19 protein-coding genes are annotated in these 20,318 nt (G+C 66.8%); 4 read left to right on the top strand and 15 right to left on the bottom strand.

Going from position 1 to position 20,318, the window contains the following annotated elements; genetic code table 11:
* The first annotated feature begins 43 nt into the window (after positions 1 to 43).
* Both cydD and cydC read left to right on the top strand, forming a co-directional pair.
* Positions 44 to 1,657, top strand: a complete 1,614-nt coding sequence (cydD, locus tag ACZY0B_RS07775) for a thiol reductant ABC exporter subunit CydD (protein WP_463763481.1) — start codon at positions 44 to 46, stop codon at positions 1,655 to 1,657.
* Entirely contained in the window at positions 1,644 to 3,281 is a 1,638-nt protein-coding gene (cydC, locus tag ACZY0B_RS07770; protein ID WP_463763480.1) for a thiol reductant ABC exporter subunit CydC, read from the top strand. Before cydD ends, cydC begins: the two co-directional genes overlap by 14 nt.
* Before the next feature lie 47 nt (positions 3,282 to 3,328).
* Here cydC and ACZY0B_RS07765 read toward each other — a convergent pair whose 3' ends face one another.
* The 11 genes from ACZY0B_RS07765 to ACZY0B_RS07715 form a co-directional block, all read right to left on the bottom strand.
* Positions 3,329 to 4,726, bottom strand: coding sequence for a bifunctional lysylphosphatidylglycerol flippase/synthetase MprF (locus tag ACZY0B_RS07765; RefSeq protein ID WP_463763479.1), 1,398 nt, complete (start codon positions 4,724 to 4,726; stop codon positions 3,329 to 3,331).
* A gap of 122 nt (positions 4,727 to 4,848) precedes the next feature.
* Positions 4,849 to 5,736, bottom strand: a complete 888-nt coding sequence (locus ACZY0B_RS07760; RefSeq protein WP_463763478.1) for an acyl-CoA thioesterase domain-containing protein — start codon at positions 5,734 to 5,736, stop codon at positions 4,849 to 4,851.
* A gap of 16 nt (positions 5,737 to 5,752) precedes the next feature.
* Positions 5,753 to 7,171, bottom strand: a complete 1,419-nt coding sequence (gene pyk / locus ACZY0B_RS07755; RefSeq protein ID WP_463763477.1) for a pyruvate kinase — start codon at positions 7,169 to 7,171, stop codon at positions 5,753 to 5,755.
* Positions 7,172 to 7,279: 108 nt separating this feature from the next.
* A complete protein-coding gene (locus ACZY0B_RS07750) occupies positions 7,280 to 7,714 on the bottom strand; it encodes a DUF2752 domain-containing protein (protein WP_463763476.1) in 435 nt (144 codons plus the stop codon).
* Positions 7,704 to 8,096 carry a TM2 domain-containing protein gene (locus tag ACZY0B_RS07745; RefSeq protein ID WP_463763475.1) on the bottom strand — a complete coding sequence of 131 codons (393 nt, stop codon included), beginning with the start codon at positions 8,094 to 8,096 and terminating at the stop codon, positions 7,704 to 7,706. The genes ACZY0B_RS07750 and ACZY0B_RS07745 overlap by 11 nt, the downstream gene beginning before the upstream one ends.
* Before the next feature lie 63 nt (positions 8,097 to 8,159).
* Positions 8,160 to 9,806: a prolipoprotein diacylglyceryl transferase gene (locus ACZY0B_RS07740; protein ID WP_463763474.1), complete on the bottom strand. Its 1,647-nt coding sequence runs from the start codon at positions 9,804 to 9,806 to the stop codon at positions 8,160 to 8,162.
* Positions 9,803 to 10,609 (bottom strand): tryptophan synthase subunit alpha, encoded by an 807-nt coding sequence (trpA, locus tag ACZY0B_RS07735; RefSeq protein WP_463763473.1) that lies wholly within the window; start codon positions 10,607 to 10,609, stop codon positions 9,803 to 9,805. The genes ACZY0B_RS07740 and trpA overlap by 4 nt, the downstream gene beginning before the upstream one ends.
* Positions 10,606 to 11,880: a tryptophan synthase subunit beta gene (gene trpB, locus ACZY0B_RS07730; RefSeq protein WP_463763472.1), complete on the bottom strand. Its 1,275-nt coding sequence runs from the start codon at positions 11,878 to 11,880 to the stop codon at positions 10,606 to 10,608. The genes trpA and trpB overlap by 4 nt, the downstream gene beginning before the upstream one ends.
* Before the next feature lie 65 nt (positions 11,881 to 11,945).
* On the bottom strand, positions 11,946 to 12,764 hold the full coding sequence (gene trpC / locus ACZY0B_RS07725) for an indole-3-glycerol phosphate synthase TrpC (protein WP_463763471.1): 819 nt from the start codon (positions 12,762 to 12,764) through the stop codon (positions 11,946 to 11,948).
* A 104-nt stretch (positions 12,765 to 12,868) separates the two neighbouring features.
* Positions 12,869 to 13,537 carry a TIGR02234 family membrane protein gene (locus ACZY0B_RS07720; RefSeq protein ID WP_463763470.1) on the bottom strand — a complete coding sequence of 223 codons (669 nt, stop codon included), beginning with the start codon at positions 13,535 to 13,537 and terminating at the stop codon, positions 12,869 to 12,871.
* On the bottom strand, positions 13,530 to 15,068 hold the full coding sequence (locus ACZY0B_RS07715; protein WP_463763469.1) for an anthranilate synthase component I: 1,539 nt from the start codon (positions 15,066 to 15,068) through the stop codon (positions 13,530 to 13,532). Before ACZY0B_RS07715 ends, ACZY0B_RS07720 begins: the two co-directional genes overlap by 8 nt.
* A 109-nt stretch (positions 15,069 to 15,177) precedes the next feature.
* Between ACZY0B_RS07715 and ACZY0B_RS07710 the strand changes: the two genes are divergently transcribed.
* Positions 15,178 to 15,642 (top strand): peroxiredoxin, encoded by a 465-nt coding sequence (locus ACZY0B_RS07710; RefSeq protein WP_463763468.1) that lies wholly within the window; start codon positions 15,178 to 15,180, stop codon positions 15,640 to 15,642.
* Positions 15,643 to 15,661: 19 nt separating this feature from the next.
* On the opposite strand, the gene ACZY0B_RS07705 is transcribed toward ACZY0B_RS07710, so the two are convergent.
* On the bottom strand, positions 15,662 to 16,753 hold the full coding sequence (locus ACZY0B_RS07705) for a calcium:cation antiporter (protein ID WP_463763467.1): 1,092 nt from the start codon (positions 16,751 to 16,753) through the stop codon (positions 15,662 to 15,664).
* Positions 16,754 to 16,873: 120 nt separating this feature from the next.
* Here ACZY0B_RS07705 and ACZY0B_RS07700 point away from each other — a divergent pair, with 120 nt between their 5' ends.
* Entirely contained in the window at positions 16,874 to 18,376 is a 1,503-nt protein-coding gene (locus tag ACZY0B_RS07700) for a serine/threonine-protein kinase (protein ID WP_463763466.1), read from the top strand.
* 6 nt (positions 18,377 to 18,382) lie between these two features.
* Here ACZY0B_RS07700 and hisI read toward each other — a convergent pair whose 3' ends face one another.
* Genes hisI through ACZY0B_RS07685 form a run of 3 tightly spaced genes read right to left on the bottom strand, consistent with a single transcriptional unit; the run spans position 18,383 to position 20,314 of the window.
* Positions 18,383 to 18,730: a phosphoribosyl-AMP cyclohydrolase gene (gene hisI, locus ACZY0B_RS07695; RefSeq protein WP_463763465.1), complete on the bottom strand. Its 348-nt coding sequence runs from the start codon at positions 18,728 to 18,730 to the stop codon at positions 18,383 to 18,385.
* Positions 18,727 to 19,512 (bottom strand): imidazole glycerol phosphate synthase subunit HisF, encoded by a 786-nt coding sequence (gene hisF, locus ACZY0B_RS07690; protein ID WP_463763464.1) that lies wholly within the window; start codon positions 19,510 to 19,512, stop codon positions 18,727 to 18,729. The genes hisI and hisF overlap by 4 nt, the downstream gene beginning before the upstream one ends.
* Before the next feature lies 1 nt (position 19,513).
* Positions 19,514 to 20,314: an inositol monophosphatase family protein gene (locus ACZY0B_RS07685; RefSeq protein ID WP_463763463.1), complete on the bottom strand. Its 801-nt coding sequence runs from the start codon at positions 20,312 to 20,314 to the stop codon at positions 19,514 to 19,516.
* Between the last annotated feature and the right edge of the window lie 4 nt (positions 20,315 to 20,318).

The following is a 20,318-nucleotide window of genomic DNA, read 5'->3' as shown; positions in this document are numbered from 1 at the left end:
CCGGGCGCCCCTGGACCCGCGACTCTGGCGGGCGTCGACCGCGTTGCGTCGCTACCTGGTCGCCGTGGTGAGCTGCGGAGTGGTGATCTCCGGATGCGCGATCGGTTCGGCGATCATATTGGCGGGCGTCGTCGCGCGGGTCATCAGCGACCACTCGGCCCGAGGGCTGCGAGACTGGCTTGCGCCGCTGTCAATCGTGTTGGCACTGTGGGCCGTCCGTACGGTGACGCGCTGGCTACAGGCGCGGCTGGGCCAGCGTGGGGCCAGCGCGGTGATCGCCGATCTCAACGACCAGGTGCTGGTGGCGGTAACCGCCCGTCAACCCAATGAAATTGCCGCGCAGCGCGATGACGCAGCGGTCGTGGTAACCCGCGGCCTGGACGGCCTGCGGCCCTATTTCACCGGATATGTGCCCACCTTGCTGCTTGCCGCGATCCTGACTCCGGCGACCGTGGCCGTGATCGCCCTCTACGACCTGAAATCGACGGTGATCGTGGTGATCACGCTGCCGCTGATCCCGATTTTCATGGTGCTGATCGGGCTGGCGACCGCCGAGCGATCAGCGGCGGCGCTGGCCGCCATGACGACCCTGCAGGGCCGGCTGCTCGACCTGATCGCCGGCATCCCCACGCTGCGGGCACTGGGCCGCGCCTCGGGCCCGGAACATCGCATCGCCGAACTCGCTGCCGCTCATCGACGCTCGGCGATGGCGACGCTGCGGATCGCGTTCCTGTCGGCGCTGGTGCTGGAATTGCTGGCCACGTTGGGCGTGGCGCTGATCGCGGTCGGTATCGGTCTGCGCTTGGTGTTCGGCGAGATGAGCCTGACCACCGGATTGACGGTGCTGCTGCTGGCGCCGGATGTGTACTGGCCGCTGCGCCGCATCGGGGTGGAATTCCATGCCGCCCAAGACGGCAGAACCGCGGCCGACAAGGCATTCGCGCTCATCGGCGAGCCCGCCGCGGCGGTGGTACGCACCCGGACGGTGGTCGCCCGCGGTGCGCAGATCCGCCTGGAAGCGCTCAGTGTGGCCGGACGAGACGGCAATTCACCGTGCGAGTTGACCGCGGCGATCCAGCCGGGTCTGGTGACGGTGCTGACGGGGCGAAATGGCGCCGGCAAGACCACCTCATTACAGGCAATCGCCGGACTTACCGTGCCGTCGTCCGGCCGCGTCACCGCCGACGGGGTCGACGTCACCGAGCTCGAGCAGACGGCGTGGTGGCGACAGCTGTCCTGGCTGCCGCAACGCCCAGTGCTTCTCCCCGGCACGGTCGGTGACAACCTAAGCCTGCTCGGCAAGTTGGATGATATTGAGAGCGCTTGTGCTGCAGCTGGATTCGATGCAGTGCTGGCCGAGCTACCGGAGGGGCTGAACACCACACTCGGGCGCGATGGTGTCGGGCTGTCATTGGGACAGCGACAACGGCTGGGCCTGGCCCGAGCCCTCGGGTCGCACGCTGCGGTGCTGCTGCTCGATGAACCCACCGCACACTTGGACGTCCGTACCGAAGAACGGGTGCTGCGGGCCATGGTCGAGCGGGCACGCGCGGGAGCGACCGTCGTGGTCGTCAGCCACCGGCAGCCGGTGGTGGCGATCGCAGACCAGGTCGTCGAGGTCGTCTCGGACAGGCAGGTGCGTTGTGCGCACGTCTGAACCCCTACTGGCCGCGTCGAGCTTGTTGCGCCCACGGCTGCCCCGCATCCTGGCGGCCATCGCGCTGGGAGTGCTGTCGCTGGGCAGCGCGTTGGCCCTGGCCGGAGTATCGGCGTGGCTGATCACGCGGGCCTGGCAGATGCCGCCGATCCTGGACCTGTCCGTCGCGGTCGTCGCGGTGCGCTTGTTCGCGATCTCGCGAGGCGTGCTGCATTACTGCGAGCGACTGGCCACTCACGACACCGCGCTGCGTGCGGCCGGTGTTGCCCGGGCGGAGATCTACCACCGGCTGGCGGACGGGCCGGCCGCGGTGGCCGTCCGGCTGCACAGCGGTGAGCTGGTGGCGCGCGTCGGCGCCGATGTCGACGAACTGGCCGACGTCCTGGTGCGCGCCCTGATACCGATCGGCGTCGCGGCGGTGCTGGCGGTGGCGGCAACCGTCGTGGTCGCGGTTATTTCACCCGCGGCCGGCGCGGTGCTGGCGATCTGCCTGCTCATCACCGGTGCGGTGGCGCCCCGGCTGGCGGGCAGAGCGGCCGCGGCTCAGGAAGAGATTGCCCGCCAACATCATTCCGAGCGCGATACGTCCGCGATGATCGCCCTCGAACACGCACCCGAGCTTCGGGTCGCCGGCGCGCTGCCCGATGTCATCGCCGAATCGCATCGCCGCCAACTCAATTGGAGTGATGCACTGGACGCGGCCGCCAGGCCGGCCGCACTGGCCGAGGCCATGCCGACCGCCGCCATCGGGGTCAGTGTGCTGGGCGCGGTCGTGGCCGGGATCGGGCTGGCGCCCGCGGTCGCCCCGACCACGCTGGCGGTCCTGATGTTATTGCCGCTGTCCGCGTTCGAGGCGATGACTCCCCTGCCGGCGGCCGCCATTCAGTTGACCCGTTCACGCATCGCCGCACGTCGTCTGCTCGACCTGATTCCGCAGGACCGGACGGCTGAATCCCCCGCGACGGCAACGCTACCCACCGGCACGGCCCGGCTGTCGGCCGACGTGTGCTCCGGTCACACGCAGGCCCTGTCGCACCAGCTGACGCTCGACCTCGCACCCGGCGCGCGGCTGGCCGTTACCGGCGCCAGCGGCTCCGGTAAGACGACGCTGCTGATGACACTCGCCGGCTTGATGCCGCCGCTGCACGGCCGGGTGATGCTGAACGGAGCCGACCTGAAACAGTTCGCCGAGTCTGAATTACCCAGCGCGGTAAGCTTTTTCGCCGAAGATGCGCACATCTTTGCGACCACGGTCCGCGATAACCTACTGGTCGCCCGCGGCGACTGCGGAGACGGCGAACTGGCGGCGGCACTGGACGCGGTCGGTCTCGGCGAATGGCTGGCGAGTTTGCCGCAGGGCCTGTCGACCGTGCTGACCGGCGGTGCGCAGGCGGTGTCGGCGGGTCAGCGCAGGCGACTGTTGCTGGCCCGAGTGGTCATTTCGCCGGCCCGGATCGTGCTGGTCGACGAGCCCACCGAGCACCTCGACGCGGCCGATGCCGAACGGATTTTGGCGGACCTGCTGACACCGGGCCCAGGGCTGGTGAGCGCCGAGCGGACGGTTGTGGTGGCCACTCACCACTTGCCCACCGGAGTTCGCTCTCCCGAACTGCACATCGGGTAAGCGGGTACCGTCGCGTTACAGCGCATCTGCACGCAGTAAGCCGACGCTCACAGGTGGCGTCGGCGCGGCATGAATTCCAATGTCAGCAAAACGAATACCAGCGGAGCCAGCTGCGTCATCGATATCAGCGCGTAGCGCCGAGCGTCCAACGCATGAAACTTGTGCACGTACCGGTACAACGACTCGAGGGCGATCAGCGGGTCGAGCAGATGGATCAGCCGATAGAACAGCCGCTCGAGCCGGCCGCGATTCTTGTCGTCGAAGATCTCCGGGAACGCCGCGAAGGAAAGCGATAACCGTTGCGCCCCAGCATCTTTCCCGGCCACGATCATGTCGACGCTGAGCCGTTCGTCGATCCCGTTGGGAGCGCCGCGGCGTCGCCATGGCACGTCAAGGGTGATATCGCTGCCACCGCCGGCCGTCGCGTACCGATGAAAGCCCTGGACCTGCCCGTCGGCGTCCCTGGCGACAATCAGCTGTATCCCAGGGAATCGGCCCTCCAGCACGCCATCGAGGTTCATGTAGAAACCCCGATCGGTGTGAGCCGCACGGGGCGACGCGTGCACCACATCGGTCAATTCGGCCAGCAACTTATCATCGAGTTCTTGCTCCGCCGCGATTTCCGTTGTGATACCGGCGTTGTGGGTGCGCTGCACCGCCTGACGCAAGTTGCGAAACTTGCGTCCCACCATGTCGAATCCGGACAAGTCGACGACGACGTCGCGACCGATCGGGACCGCCCGCAGCGATTGTCTGACCACCGCCGGGTCGTTCCACAGCCCGAGCCGTCGCTCACTGCAACCCACCACCGCGATGCGCCAGCCGTGGGTGTGGCACATCGAGGCGAAATCGGCGACCAGCTCGGGGAATTGCGCCTCATCGCCGATCGGATCCCCGCCGACCACCGCGAACCCCATCCGCGTCCGGTAGGCCAGCGCCGCGTCACCCGCGGCGGTGAAGTGGTAGCTCTTGCCCGTTTGCATCGCAAACGGTGCCAGCGGGTCATTCGTGGTGGCATTGATCAAAGCCCATGCCCGGGGCATATCTTCGGATCTTGGATGCGACGACGTCGGCCACATCAACAGCAATCCCGATCCTGCGATCAGTACGTCACCGAGGAGGTCAAACCCCAGCACATGCGCGCCCAGCCCCGCCAATACCGACAGAGCGGCCACTGCCGCGTGCATGGTCGTCACCGGACGACCCAGGAAGATGCCGCGAGCGATCAACGCCACGGCGGCCAGCACGGTGAGAGACCAATCGAGCCGATCGGCGTAATGCCACTGCGGCTGATAGCGGTGATGGGCGAGTATCGCGACCAGCCAGCATGCGGCGCACAGCAGCGCCAGGGCGCCGATACAGCGCGCCGCGAGCGAATCGACGTGCACCACAACACGTTCGCGCGCGCGCAGCTTGGGTAGGAGGTCTGCCGACGGACCTTTCATGCTTCACCTCCCGATGGGCGTGTCGCTTGTCCCATCGAATACCCGGCACCTTCGAAGTTACGCCCGATTGCGGTCCCGCAGAACCGAAAACGGACGAGTGTCAAGTAACTATTCGATAACCGCTACCGGTTCGAGGGCGGAAAGTATTTCAGCACACCTTCTTGCACCACGGTCGCGACCATTTGGCCGCTGCCATCGAAGAAATGGCCGGTGCCCAGCCCGCGAGAATCCGCAGCCACCGGCGACGTCGTCGAATACAACACCCAGTCGTTGAAATCGACCTGCCGGTGAAACCACACGGAATGATTGGCCGACGCGGCGAAAATGCGGTCGAACCCCCACGACAGCCCGTGGGTGGTGATGACCGAATCGAGCACCGTGGTGTCCGAGGAGTACACCATCGTCGCGGTGTGCAGCACCGGGTCGTCGGGCACCGCACCGTGCGCCTTGAGCCACACCCGGTTGTAGGGCAGCCGCTCCCCCTTGTCCCGCATCACCCAGGCCGGATCGTTGGTGTAGCGCCATTCGACCGGCTGCAGGGCCTTGACGAAGTGCGGAACGGTCTCCTCGTAGCCGCGCAACAGCTCGCTGATCGACGGCTGCGTGTGGGGCGGCGCTACCTGTGGCGGCTCGACGGCGTGCTCGAGACCACGGCCGCCGGACATGTAGGAGATCATCGCCGAGGACAGCAACGTGCCGTCCTGCACGGCGTCGACGCGCCGGTTGGCGAAGCGCCGCTCGTCGCGTAACCGGGAGACATGGAATTCGATGTCCTTGGCGGTGTCGCCGCCGTTGATGAAGTGCACCGACAGGGCGCTGGGCGGCAGGTTGTCCCGGAGCAGGGAGCGGCTGCTCGCGACGAACGATTGCGCCATCAGCTGCCCGCCGAAGGTCCGCATCGGGTTCTTGGTGGGGTGAGACCCGACGAACAGGTCGTCGCCCACGCGATTGAGGTCCAGGACCGCCAACAATTCGTCGAAATCGGAATTCGGCTCATTGCCGGCCGGCACGGGCTCTCCTTGCGCGTTAGAGGTCGTCCTCCCCGATGCGGTGGACGTGGATCAAGTTGGTTGACCCTACTGTGCCAGGTGGGGCGCCGGCGACGATCACCACCAGGTCACCCCGCTTGTATCGGCTCAGCTCGATCAGTGATTTGTCGGCCTGACGGATCATCTCGTCGGTGGATTCCATGATCGGGACGATGAACGTCTCGGTGCCCCAGGTCATGGCCAGTTGGCTGCGAACTTCGGGCCAAGCGGTGAAGGCGAGCAGCGGCAGCGGGGTGTGCAGCCGCGCCAACCGCTTCACCGTGTCTCCGGACTGGGTGAAGGCGACCAGCGCCTTGGCGTCCAATCGCTCGCCGATGTCGCGGGCGGCATAGGAGATCACGCCGCGCTTGGTGCGCGGCACATGCGTCAACGGCGGTGCGGCGGTGGAATTGTCCTCAACCGCACAGATGATTCGCGCCATCGTCCGGACCGCAACCAGCGGGTACTTCCCGACCGAAGTTTCGCCGGACAACATCACCGCATCGGCGCCGTCGAGCACGGCGTTGGCGACATCGGAGGCCTCGGCGCGGGTCGGCCGGGAATTCTCGATCATCGACTCGAGCATCTGAGTCGCCACGATGACTGGTTTCGCGTTCTCCCGGGCCATCTGGATGGCCCGCTTCTGCACCAGGGGGACCTCTTCCAACGGCAGCTCGACGCCCAGGTCGCCGCGCGCCACCATGATGGCATCGAAAGCCAGCACGATCGCTTCGAGATTGTCGACGGCTTCCGGCTTCTCCAGCTTGGCGATCACCGGCACCCGCCGGCCGATCCGATCCATCACCTCGTGGACCAGCTCGACATCCGATGGCGAGCGCACGAAGGACAGCGCGACCAGGTCGACGCCCAGGTCCAGCGCGAAGGTGAGATCGTCAACGTCCTTGTCCGACAACGCCGGTGCGGTCACGTTCATCCCCGGCAGGGACATGCCCTTGTTGTTGCTGACCGGGCCGCCCTCGGTGACAGTGCAGATCACGTCGTGGACATCGATGCCTGCAACGACGAGCCCGACGTTGCCGTCGTCGACCAGAACGCGGTCACCGACCACGGCGTCCTGGGCCAACCTCTTGTAGGTGGTCGATACCCGGTCGTGGGTGCCATCGCAATCCTCGACCGTGATCCGGATGGTTTCCCCGTCGGCCCAGTAGGTAGACCCCGTGGCAAAGCGCCCGAGCCTGATCTTCGGGCCCTGCAGGTCGGCGAGCACACCCACAGCGCGCCCGGTGGCGTCCGAGGCGGCACGCACCCGTTCGTATGCGGCTTTGTGGTCGGCATAGTCGCCGTGGCTGAAGTTCAGTCGGGCGACGTCCATTCCGGCTTCGACCAACGCCAAAATGAGCTCGTCCGATTGAGTTGCAGGGCCGAGGGTGCAGACGATCTTCCCGCGTCTACTCACGCCGATCAGCTTAGTCGTGCCGTTGGTTCTCGGGGTGACCCCAAGGTGGCCGCGCGTTGAGCCATCGGGAAATCACGACGCCGGGTGACCAGGCGGTTCGCGGCACCGTCAGCCGCTGAGAATCGTCGGAACCAGCGGAAAGCCGGGCAAATTACGCAGCACCGTCCACGCGATCGCCGCGACAGTGATGGTGATCACCGCAGGGATCGGAAGCGATCGACGGCCCTGCTGCCACCGGATGAGCAGCCATCCGGCCAACAAAGGCAGACCCGCCAGCAGGAAGACGTTGTCGTTGATGCTGGCCGCCAGATGGCCGTGCAGCAGGTCGTGCGTCATCCGAAGCCCGCCGCAGAAGGGGCAGTTCCAGCCGGTGAGCCATTTGAACGGACACTGCGGGTAGGCCGAAGTGGTGTTGTGCGGGTCGATGAGTCCGACGTAGCCGAGCGCTCCGGCCAAAAGCACCCCGGTGCCGGCGGTGATGTAGCGGCGGTGACGGTGCACGCCGTGCTGACACAGGTCTGCCGTGCGGGAGTCAGGTTCCATCGCGCAGCGGCCGACCCTGCGGGTCATCGACCTTGTCGGTCAGGATCAGCACGGCGTCGACGATGCTCCAGATCAGGCCGACACCGCAGGTGAGCACGCCCACGAGCAGTTGTGCAACACCCAGTCCGACGTCGCCGATGTAGAAGCGGCCGATGCCGCCGATGCCGACCAGGCTGAGCAGCTGCAACAAACCCGCGATGGTCTTCGACTTGTCCGAGTACGGCAGTCCCGTCACCGGGTGACGGCCGTACGGTGCGGCCGGGTCGTACAAAGCACCGGGCCCCGGGTATTGCTGGTATTGCGGATACGGCGGTTGATACCCCGGCGGCTGTGGTGGTTGTGCGCCTGAGTCTGGAACATCACTCCACGACGGATCAGTCACGGTCTCAGCATGCCAGATCCATCGGGCGTACCCCAGCCTCACCGAACCAGAGCATGTCGGCTGCTAGCGGCCCGAACGCCGACCCCGTCGTCGCAGTGGCCAGCGACGCCGAGTTTCGTTGTCTTCGTCGCCGGTTGCCGTCTGGTCTGCGGCCTTCTCAGCTGCGGGTTCTTCGGACTTCGCATCGGCGGCCGGCGTCGAGTCGGGCTCGCTGTCCTCGGCTTGCGCGATGGCTTCTTCCGGGTCGCTGACCTCGGTCTCGGTCTCGGCCGGCTCTGGTTCGGCTTCCGACTCGCCCGCATCCGCCTCCGCAGCTTCGGGTTCTTCGGCTTCAGCTTCGTCGGCTTCGGGCTCCTCGGCGTCAGCCTCTTCCGCTTCAAGCTCCTCGGACTCAGACTCCTCGGCTTCCGGCTCTCCCGCATCCGCCTCCGCAGCTTCGGATTCTTCGGCTTCGGGCTCGTCGGCTTGCGCCTCGTCGGCCTCAGACTCCTCGGCTTCCGGCTCCTCGGACTCAGACTCCTCCGCCTCCGGCTCCTCGGCCTCAGCCTCTTCGGCCTCCGGTTCGTCGGCCTCGGGCTCCGCAGCTACCGCCTCGGCTTCCGGCTCGTCGGCTTCGGGCTCCTCCGCCTCCGGCTCCTCGGCTTCAGCCTCTTCGGCCTCGGGCTCCTCGGCTTCAGGCTCGACGGCCTCGGGCTTCGCGGTTTCGACCGACTCGGCAGAATCGGGCGGCCCGGCGTCGTCGTCCACCGCGGCCGCAGTCGCTGCCGCCGCCGAAACCGCAGCGACGCTGGCAAGTTCTTCTATCGGCTCGACTTCTGGCCCGGATTCGCCGTCGGCAGCGTCGTTCTTGCCACGCAAACTCTCGGGATCTTCGCGGCCCTTTGGCGCCAGAACGATGTAGACGATGGCAGCGATGAACACGAAAGTCGATGTGAACGTGTTGATCCGGATACCCGCGATATGTGTGGCGGTGTCATCCCGCATCAGCTCAACCCAGAAGCGCCCAACGCAGTAGAGCGCGACATAGGACGCAAACAACCGTCCGTGACCGATCGCGAACCGCCGGTCAATATAGATGAGGACGACGAAAACCAGGACGTTCCAAATCAATTCGTACAAAAACGTCGGGTGCACGACCGCGTGCAGCATCCCGGTCGAGACGCCGTCGAGCGAATGCGGGTCGACGTACCCCGACGGATCGCGGCGGTAGAAGATTTCCAGGCCCCACGGCAGCGTGGTCTCCCGGCCGTAAAGCTCTTGATTGAAGTAGTTCCCGAGCCGACCGATGGCCTGCGCCAAGATGATCCCCGGGGCAAGCGCGTCGGCGAAGGCCGGCAACGGGATCCCCTGGCGTCGGCAACCGATCCACGCTCCGAGCAGACCGAGTGCCACCGCGCCCCAGATGCCCAGTCCGCCGTCCCAGATTCGCACCGCCGCGCCCAGCCCGGCACCGCCCGGGCCCCAATATGTCCGCCAATCGGTGGCCAGGTGATAAAGCCTGCCGCCGATCAAACCGAACGGCACCACCCACAGTGCGATGTCGTAAATTACCCCGCGCTGTCCGCCGCGAGCTGCCCAGCGCCGGTCTCCGATCATCAGCGCGACCACGATCCCGGCGATGATGAACAGCGCATACGCGCGAATCGGCAACGGCCCGAGGTGCCAGACACCTTGCGGTGGGCTGGGGAAATACGTGGGCAACATCGTCATGACGTCGACACTCGCACACCTTCGGCCAATTCCCGGGTCAGGGCGCGCAAGCTCGGCAGTCCGTCGCCGAGCGCCGACACCAAGGCCGAACCGACGATGACGCCGTCGGCGTAGCCGCCGATCTGCGCGGCCTGTTCCCGCGATCGCACACCGAGGCCCACGCCGACCGGGATGTCGGACACCGCCTTGATCCTGCTCACCAATTCGGGCGCGGCGTTCGACACTGCATCGCGTGCACCGGTCACGCCCATCGTCGACGCGGCGTAGACGAATCCGCGCGATGCCTCGACCGTGGTCACCAGTCGCTGTGGTGTCGACGATGGCGCCACCAGAAATATGCGATCCAGGCGATGCTCCTCGGACGCGGCCACCCACTCTTCGGCTTCGTCGGGGATCAGGTCCGGAGCGATCAATCCGCGCCCGCCTGCCGATGCCAGGTCCCGCGCAAACGCGTCAATTCCATAGCGCAGCACCGGGTTCCAGTACGTCATGACCACCGATTGGCCGCCGGCCTTACTGATCGCCTCGACCGCGGCCAACGTGTCGCGGACGCGTACTCCCCCGCGCAGCGCGGCCTCGGTGGCCCTGGCGATCGTCGGGCCGTCCATACCGGGGTCGGAATACGGCACGCCGACTTCGATGAGGTCGCAACCCGATTCGACCAGCGCGATCATCGCGTCCACCGACGTTTGCACGTCCGGAAAGCCGGTCGGCAGATAACCGATCAGCGCCGCGCGGTTTTCGGCCCGGCACGCATCGAAAAGCGGTGCCAGCCTACTGGCCTGGCTTTGCTCCACCGTCATCGCTTGCCCTGCTCGTCCATCAGGCCGAACCATTTCGCCGCCGTCTCGACATCCTTGTCGCCGCGTCCCGACAGGTTCACCACAATGATTGCGCCGCTGCCTAATTCGTTGCCGAGCTTGATGGCACCGGCGACGGCATGCGCGGATTCGATGGCCGGGATGATGCCTTCGGTGCGACACAGCAGACCAAACGCGTCCATCGCCTCGGCGTCGGTGATCGGCCGGTACTCGGCGCGCCCTGTTTCCCTGAGCCACGCGTGTTCCGGACCCACGCCCGGGTAATCCAAACCCGCTGAGATCGAATGGGATTCGATCGTCTGGCCATCTTCGTCCTGCAGCAAATAGGAGAACGATCCCTGAAATGCGCCGGGCGAGCCGCCGCTGAACGTCGCCGCATGTCTGCCGGTCTCGACGCCGTCGCCCGCCGCCTCGTAACCGATCAGCCGCACGCCCGCGTCGTCGATGAAGGGGTGGAAGATTCCGATGGCGTTGGATCCGCCGCCGACGCAGGCCGTGACGGCGTCGGGCAGCCGGCCCGCCTGCGTTTGGATCTGAACGCGCGTCTCCAGGCCGATGATGCGCTGGAAATCGCGCACCATCGTCGGGAAGGGATGTGGTCCCGCCGCGGTGCCGAAGCAGTAGTACGTGTTGCCGGCGTTGGTGACCCAATCTCGGAACGCCTCGTTGATGGCATCCTTCAGGGTTTGCGAACCCGTGTCGACCGAGACAACCTCGGCGCCCAGCAGCCGCATCCGCGCCACGTTGAGCGCTTGGCGCGCCGTATCGACAGCGCCCATGTAGATCACGCACTCCAAGCCGAACAATGCGCATGCGGTGGCGGTGGCCACGCCGTGCTGCCCGGCGCCCGTCTCGGCGATCACCCGGGTCTTGCCCATTCTCTTGGCCAGCAACGCCTGCCCGAGCACGTTGTTGATCTTGTGAGAACCGGTGTGGTTCAGGTCTTCTCGCTTGAGGAAGATGCGCGCCGAACCGGCGTGCTCGCTCAGGCGAGTGGCCTCATAGAGCGGCGATGGCCGACCCGCGTAGTTAGCCTGCAAGTCGTCGAGCAGATCCAGGAATTCGGGGTTGACGCGTTCCTTCTCGTAGGCGGCGGTGACTTCTTCGATCACCGCCATCAATGCCTCGGCGACGAAGCGGCCACCATAACCACCGGGGCCACCGAAATGCCCACCCGAGTCGGGGTCGTGTCGGGTGGGTTCTGAGATGGCCGCGCTCGTGAGCGGAAGGCCGGGGCGATTTAGATCCACCATCACCAATGCTCAACGCGGGGATGGCTCATGGGGTTCAACGTTTCAACGCAGGGGCTCTTGAATAATCAACGAGCCGGTTTCGGACAGGACGGGTGGGTGCCCGCGGTCACCAGATCGGCAACGGCGGCACGAGGGTCGCCGCTCTTGACCAAACCCTCACCGACGAGGACGGCGTCAGCGCCGGCACCGGCGTAGGCCAACAGGTCTCCGGTGCCCCGAACCCCGGACTCGGCGATCCTGATCACGTTGCTGGGCAACCCGGGAGCGATGCGTGCGAAGCAATCCCGATCCACGTGCAGCGTCGCGAGATCACGGGCGTTGACCCCGATCACGTGGGCCCCGGCCTTCAGCGCCCGGTCGGCCTCTTGCTCGGTGTGGACCTCGACAAGTGCTGTCATGCCCAGTGATTCGGTGCGGTCGAGCATCGCCGCCAGCGCTGACTGCTCCAGGGCGGCGACGATGAGTAACAGCATGTCGGCGCCGTGTGCACGCGCCTCGTGGATCTGATAGGGCTGCACCACAAAGTCTTTGCGTAAAACCGGAATCGACACGGCGGCCCGCACCGCATCCAGGTCGTCGAGCGAACCTTGAAAGCGCCGCTCCTCGGTCAACACACTGATGATCCGGGCACCGCCGTCTTCGTACGCCTGCGCCAGCTTGGCCGGATCGGCAATGGGCGCCAACGAACCCGCCGATGGACTGGCGCGCTTGACCTCGGCGATGACGCCGATCCCGGGCTCGCGCAGGGCGGCCATCACGTCAAGTGGTGGTGGCGCCGCGGCGGCCGCCGCCTTGATCTCGGGCAGGCTGATACGGGCTTCGCGCGCGGCAACATCGGCCCGGACTCCCTCGAGGATGGAGTCAAGGACTGTCGCCGGACTCATACCTGTCGTTTCCCTTCCCACATGTCACCCCGCGGTCACCTAACCGGTTCCGAGCCGATTTCGACGACGTCAATGAAGGGTAGCGACCGTCGGCTCGCGACCCGTCACCGACCCTCGGTGTCAGACTCGCGGGGCCGATCGGTCGGGTCGTGCCCCTCATCGAGTGCGTCCCAGATCATCCGCTCTGACATGTCTGGGGCCCCCGGCTCCTCCAGCATCGCCCCGTCGGCGCCTTTGCGCCTCGCAATTGAGCGGCGGGTCGCGGGCGCGGTGTATTTTTTCGCCCCGGCGCGTGCGGACATCGCCGATCGCATCAACAGGACGGCGGCGATCAATGTGCACGCCGCGGCGGCCACCGCGAGCCCCGCTCCCCAGTAGCGCCGCTCGGTGCCCACCAGCGTCACCAGCGAAATATGGGCCAGTTCGGCTCCGCGCACCGCGACGTCCGGCAACACCCACAGGCTGAAACCCAGATAGCCGATCGCCAGACTGATCACTGCCAGCAGCCCGGCAACCGCCCGCAGCGCCCAGCCGCGCACCGCGAGCGCCGCCACGGCCGTGGCAAGCATCAGCAGCGCGAACGGCAGCAGGGCGGTCGACCATGACGCGCCTGCCAGGATTACTTCCTTGGGAGGTCCCAGCCCGTCGAACGACCGGATGACCACCCACGGCAGTCGCGAGGCCGCCCACAGCAGCCCCGCGGCAACGACCAGCAGGAGCTGGGCGATGCCGATCGTCAGCCGGGCCCGGCGGTCCGGCGCGGCATCACCCATTGCGGGGTGCCTCCGGGGCGGTGAGCGTCTGCGCGGCGGCGATCGCATTCAGCACCGCGCGCGCCTTGTTGCTCGCCTCGTTGTGCTCGTAGGGACCGTTTGAGTCGGCCACTACCCCGCCCCCCGCCTGGACGTACGCGGTGCCGTTGCGCATCAGCGCGGTGCGAATGGCGATCGCGAAGTCGGCGTTGCCGGCGAAGTCGAGGTAGCCGAGTACGCCGCCGTATACGCCGCGGCGCGTCTTCTCCACCTCTTCGATCAGCTCCATGGCCCGCACCTTCGGCGCGCCGGACAACGTGCCGGCCGGGAAGCAGGCCGTGACCGCGTCCAGAGCGGTGCGGCCCTCGCCGAGCATGCCCGTCACGGTGGACACCAGGTGCATGACGTGGCTGTAGCGCTCGATGTGGCTGTAGTCCTCGACGCGCACGGTGCCGGGCGTGCAGACGCGGCCGAGGTCGTTGCGGCCGAGGTCGACCAGCATCAGGTGCTCAGCACGTTCCTTTTCGTCGGACAGCAGCTCCTTTTCCAGCAGCTGATCTTCTTCCTCGTTCTGTCCCCGCCACCGGGTACCGGCGATCGGATGCGTCGTCGCCCGGCCGTCGACGACGGTGACGAGTGCCTCCGGGCTGGATCCGACGATCGAAAAGTCAGTTGCGCCAGCACTATTCGGCACGTGCAGCAAATACATGTAGGGGCTCGGGTTGGTCACCCGCAGAATCCGGTACACGTCGATCGGGTCGACGTCGGTGTCCATCTCGAAGCGCTGCGAGGGCACCACCTGGAACGCTTCGCCGGCCGCGATCTGGTCGACGAGGTAGTCGACGATCTTCCCGTATTCCTCGACCGTGCGTTGCGCCCGGTACTCGGGCTCGGGCCTGCTGAAGGTGGCAACCGTCGACGGCAGCGGCTGGCCCAGCGCCTCGGTCATCACGTCCAGGCGCGCGACGGCATCATCGTAGGCCTCATCGACGCGCTCGTCGGTGCCGTTCCAGTTCACGGCGTTGGCGATCAGCGTGATCGTGCCCTCGTGGTGGTCGACCGCCGCCACATCCGTGGCCAGCAGCATCAGCATGTCCGGCAGATGTAGGTCGTCGACGGCCATTTCCGGCAACCGTTCCAGGCGCCGCACCATGTCGTAGGCGAAAAACCCCACCAGACCACCCGACAGTGGCGGCAGCCCCGGTACCGCCGCGGTGGCCAGCAGCTCGAGCGTGGCCTGCAGCGCTTCCAGCGGGTCGCCGCCGGTGGGCGCATCCTGGGGAACCGCGCCCAGCCAGACGGCCTCGCCGTCGCGCACGGTCAACGCCGAGGGCGACCCTGCCCCGATGAACGACCATCGCGACCACGATCGGCCGTTCTCCGCGGACTCCAGCAAGAAAGTGCCGGGTCGATCGGCGGCAAGCTTGCGGTATGCCGACAACGGCGTCTCGCTGTCGGCCAACACCTTCCGGGTCACCGGAACAAAGCGGTGCCCGGCCGCAAGCAGGCGAAATTCCTCCCGTGAGGTGGTGTCGGCAAGGTGTGGGTGCACTCAACCATCCTCGCAGATACGGTTGCTCAGCCCGGGCCTGCCCGACGACGATGCAGGCCGCGTCAGCGGCGTGTGAGGAGTCGAACACCTGGGGCGTAGCCTGACGGCCATGAAAACTGGTGACACGGTGGCCGACTTCGAACTTCCTGACCAGACCGGATCGCCGCGCAAGCTCAGCGCCCTGCTTGCCGACGGCCCAGTAGTCCTGTTCTTCTACCCCGCGGCGATGACTCCTGGGTGCACCAAGGAAGCCTGCCACTTCCGGGACCTGGCCTCCGAATTCGCCGCGGTCGGCGCCAACCGGGTCGGCATCAGCACCGACGCCGTGCAAAAGCAGGCCAAGTTCGCCGACAAGGAGAATTTCGACTACCCGCTGCTGTCGGACACCGAGGGCACCGTCGCCACCGCGTTCGGCGTCAAGCGCGGCCTGCTCGGCAAGTTGATGCCGGTCAAGCGCACGACGTTTGTCATCGACACCGACCGCAAGGTGCTCAACGTGATTTCCAGCGAGTTCAGCATGGACACCCACGCCGACCAGGCACTGCAGACGCTGCGGGCGCGCTCGTCGGCGTAATCGCTTGCGCTGCTTGCTGTTACGGGATGATCGCCAAAAACACGAACGCGGCCAGCAACACCAGATGTACCTCTCCCTGTAGCCGGGTCGCCCGGCCGGGTACCACGGTCAGCATGCTGATCACCACCGTCAATGCAAACAGCACCAACTGAGTTGGACCCAGACCGAGTATCAGCGGTCCCTTGATCCAGATCGACGCCAGCGCGATGCCGGGAATGGTGAGCCCGATGCTGGCCATCGCCGAGCCGTAAGCGAGGTTGAGGCTGGTCTGGATGCGGCCCGCTCGCGCCGCTCGCGCCGCGGCGAGCGTCTCCGGCAGCAGCACCAGGGCCGCGATCACCACGCCGACGAATGAGTGCGGGAACCCCGCCACCGACACCAGTTTCTCGACGGCCGGCGACTCTTGTTCGGCCAGACCCACCACCGCAACCAGCGCCACCAGCAGCAGCCCCGAGCTCCGCAGCGCCGCGGCCTTGGTGGGCGGCTCCGCATCGCTTTCCTCGTCGAAGATGCTCTGCTGGCCTTTCTGCGCGATCGGCAGAAAGAACCCGCGATGCCGCACCGTCTGCGTGAAGACGAACAGCAGGTACAGCAGCAACGACGCGACGGCAGCGAATTCGAGCTGGCCGGGCGAGAATTCCTGACCCCCGCGAGTGGTGGTGAAGGCGGGCAGCACCAGGCTCAGGGTCGCCAGCGTGGTCAGCGTGGCCAGCGCCGCACCACTGCCGTGCGGGTTGAACAATGTGACGCCATAACGGTGTGAACCCAGCAGCAGTGACAAGCCGGCGATGCCGTTCGTGGTGATCATCAAGGCCGCGAACGCGGTGTCTCGGGGCAGCGTCGCCGCCTCGTTGCCGCCAGACGCCATCAGCGCAATGATCAGGGCCAGCTCGATGACGGTCACCGCCGTGGCGAGCACCAACGACCCGAAAGGTTCCCCGACTCGGTGCGCGACCACCTCGGCGTGGTGCACCGCGGCCAGCACCGAGCCGATCAGGAATACCGCCTCGATCCCGGCGAGCAAGGACCCGGGCGCCGTGCCCCAGGTCAGTGCCAGCGCGACGAGGGCGATCACCGGCACGACAACGTTCCAGGACAGCTGTTTCAACATCGCCCGCCATTCTCACCGAAATCGTCGGCCGGTGCCCCGTGAGCCCGGGCGCCGAAACGCGGCGCAGTGCCGGCCGCGATTAGCCGGCCGCCGCGATCAGCGCCTCAGTAGCATGCTCACATGCCGCAAAGCGATGGGTTACACCAAGGCGCGGTGTTCGCCGGATACACCATCGTTCGGCGTCTGGGGGCCGGGGGAATGGGCGAGGTGTATCTGGCGCAGCATCCACGGTTGCCCCGCCGTGACGCCCTGAAGATCCTGCCCGGCGAGCTCACCGAGAACCTCGAGTTTCGGCAACGCTTCAACCGGGAGGCTGACCTTGCCGCGAGCTTGTACAACGAGCACATCGTCGGCATCCACGACCGCGGGGAATACGAAGGGCAACTCTGGATCTCGATGGACTACGTGGAGGGGACCGACGCCGCGCAGCTGCTGCGCCAGTACCCGTCGGGGATGCCGAAAGCCGACGTCGTCGAGATCATTGCGGCCGTTGCCGACGCGCTGGATTACGCGCATTCGCGCGGCCTGCTGCACCGCGACGTCAAACCCGCCAACATCCTGCTCAGTGACACAACGCCCCGACGGCGGATCCTGCTGGCCGATTTCGGCATTGCCCGCGAGCTGGGTGAAATCAGTGGCCTGACAGCGACAAACATGATGATGGGCACGACCGCCTACTGCGCACCCGAGCAGCTGCAGGGCTTGGATCTCGACGGACGCGCCGACCAGTACGCGCTGGGATGCACCGCGTTCAACCTGTTGACCGGTTCCGCCCCTTTTCACGGCTCCAACCCGGCGGTGGTCATTACGCAGCATTTGTCCGCGCCGCCGCCGCCGATCAGTGAGCGCCGCCCCGAACTGGCAGACCTGGACGGAGCGCTCGCCAGAGCGCTCGCCAAGAGCCCGGCCGAACGTTATGCGACATGTACGGATTTCGCCGCCGCACTGGGAAGCCAGCTCGGCACCGTGGCGGCCGAGGTCGTCGGCCCGACACAAGCGGCCCCTATTCCGACCGAAGTGATCGCGGCGTCGCAAACCGCCTCGGCCCCACCGCCACCAGCACGTAGCAATCGGCGCACGGCGATCGCGGTCGCGGCGATCGTCGGCGTCGCGCTGATCGGCCTTGGGGCGCTCGTCGGCGTGCGCCTGCTCGGCGGCGACTCGAACCAGCCGGGCAATAGCAGCGCCGCCTCGCGATCGGTTGCGCCGCCGAGCGCGACCCAGGCAAAGCCGGCGATCACGCTGTCCGGCCAAATCACCGATAAATCCGGCGTGCTCGCGCCCCTCGAATACGACGCGGTGAACCGCGCGCTCACCAAGCTCTACAACACCCGAGGCACCCGGCTGTGGGTGGTGTACGTCAAGAACTTCGATGGCCTCAAACCGGTCCGATGGGCCGAGGACACCATGCGCGCCAACAACTTCACGGACAGCGACGCGATTCTGGCCGTGGCCACCGAGGAGCCGGCCTATTCCTTCCGGGTGCCCAACGCCGTGATCACCGGGAAGCCCATCGATCTGGAAGTCATTCGCCGCGACCGCATCTCGCCGGCGGTCTTCCGGCATGAATGGCCCCGCGCGGCGATAGCCGCGGCCAACAGTTTGGACGTCGGCCGGAGCTGAGCCCGGTTAGTCCTGGGGGTCCAGCAGCACGTCGGCGTCGAAGCAGCTGTGGTCTCCAGTGTGGCAGGCGCCGCCGACCTGATCGACGGTCAACAGCACGGTATCGCCGTCGCAGTCCAGACGCACGGAGTGCACATGCTGGGTGTGGCCGGACGTCGCGCCCTTGATCCACTGTTCGCCCCGGGATCGCGAATAGTAGGTTGCCTCACGGGTTTCCAGTGTGCGGGCCAGCGCCTCGTCGTCCATCCAGGCGACCATCAGGACGTCACCGCTGCCCCGCTCCTGCACGACGGCGGTGAACAGTCCGTCGGCATTGCGCTTCAGGCGCGCGGCGATGTTCGGGTCGAGCGTCATCGCACGGTGATCCCTGCTGCGGCCATCGCTGCCTTCACCTGCCCGATCGTCAGCTCGCGGAAGTGAAAGACGCTGGCTGCCAACACCGCATCGGCACCGGCGTCGACCGCGGGTGCGAAGTGGTCCACCGCCCCGGCGCCGCCGCTGGCAATCACCGGAACCGTGACCGCGGCACGGACCGCGCGCAGCATCGCCAGGTCGAACCCGGCCTTGGTGCCGTCGGCGTCCATCGAGTTGAGCAGGATCTCCCCCACCCCCAGTTCGGCGCCGCGGGCCGCCCACTCGACGGCGTCGATACCGGTACCGCGACGGCCGCCGTGCGTGGTGACTTCCCAACCCGACGGTGTTGGCGCCGAACCGGTCGGCACCGTACGGGCGTCGACGGATAACACTATGCACTGCGAGCCGAATTGCCTTGATAATTCGGCGAGTAGCTCGGGGCGGTCAATCGCGGCGGTGTTGACCGACACCTTGTCCGCGCCCGCCCGCAGCAGCATGTCCACGTCGGCCACGGTGCGGACTCCGCCGCCGACCGTCAGCGGAATGAAGACCTGCTCGGCGGTGTGGCGCACTACGTCCAGCATCGTCGCCCTGCCGGACGACGATGCGGTCACGTCGAGAAAGGTCAGCTCGTCGGCGCCTTCGGCGTCATACACCGCGGCGAGTTCCACAGGATCACCGGCGTCGCGCAGGTTCTCGAAGTTGACTCCCTTGACGACCCGCCCGTCGTCGACGTCCAGGCACGGAATCACCCGCACGGCAAGGTCGGTACCCGCATACATGTCAGTAGTCCTCCGGTCGGCCGGCACTGCGCACGATCTCGAGAATCTGCCCGTAGGCGCCGGGTGCCGCGGCCAGCACCGACCGCGACTCGGGAGTCCACGGTTGGCCGGCCAGATCGGTGACGGTGCCACCCGCGGCCCGAACGTGCGCGATTCCTGCGGCGTGATCCCACACATTTCCACCGAAAACGACTGCACCGGCGAGGATTCCGTCGGCCACGTAGACGAGGTCCAGGCCGGTCGATCCGTGCATCCGCAATCGCGAGGACACCGTGCTCAGCTTCTCGAGCACCGCGACCCGATAACGTCCCGGGAAGCGGCCGCGGGATTCGGCGTTGAACGTGCCGACGCCGATCAGGCCATCGCCGAGATCGGTGTGAGTCAGCGACGGCCGCTCGGCACCATTTTTCATCAGCGGGCCGTCGGAGACGGCGGTGTAGCGGTCGTCGGTGAACGGGATCCAGGTCAGGCCTGCCACCGGTTCGCCATCGTGCAGCAGGCCCAGAAGAATCGCCGCCATCGGCGACCCGGCCGCGTAGTTGAAGGTGCCGTCGATCGGGTCCAGCACCCACACCCATGGCGAATCGACGGGTGTGCCGCCGAATTCCTCACCGTGCACCCCGATTCCGGTGGCCGCTTCCAGCGCGGCGACGACCTGCCGCTCGATCTCAAGGTCGACTTGGGTGGCGAAGTCGTTGCCCTTCTTCCGAACTGCCGAATCGGCGCGATGGCCGGCCACGAATGGCTCGACTGCTGCGTCGAGGATCACTGACGCCTCGGCCAGCAGCACGTGCAGATCCATCGGT

Source organism: Mycobacterium sp. IDUB_19 (assembly GCF_055419445.1).
The sequence above is the reverse complement of the archived record's forward strand: the minus strand, read 5'-3'. Positions and strand labels throughout refer to the sequence as shown.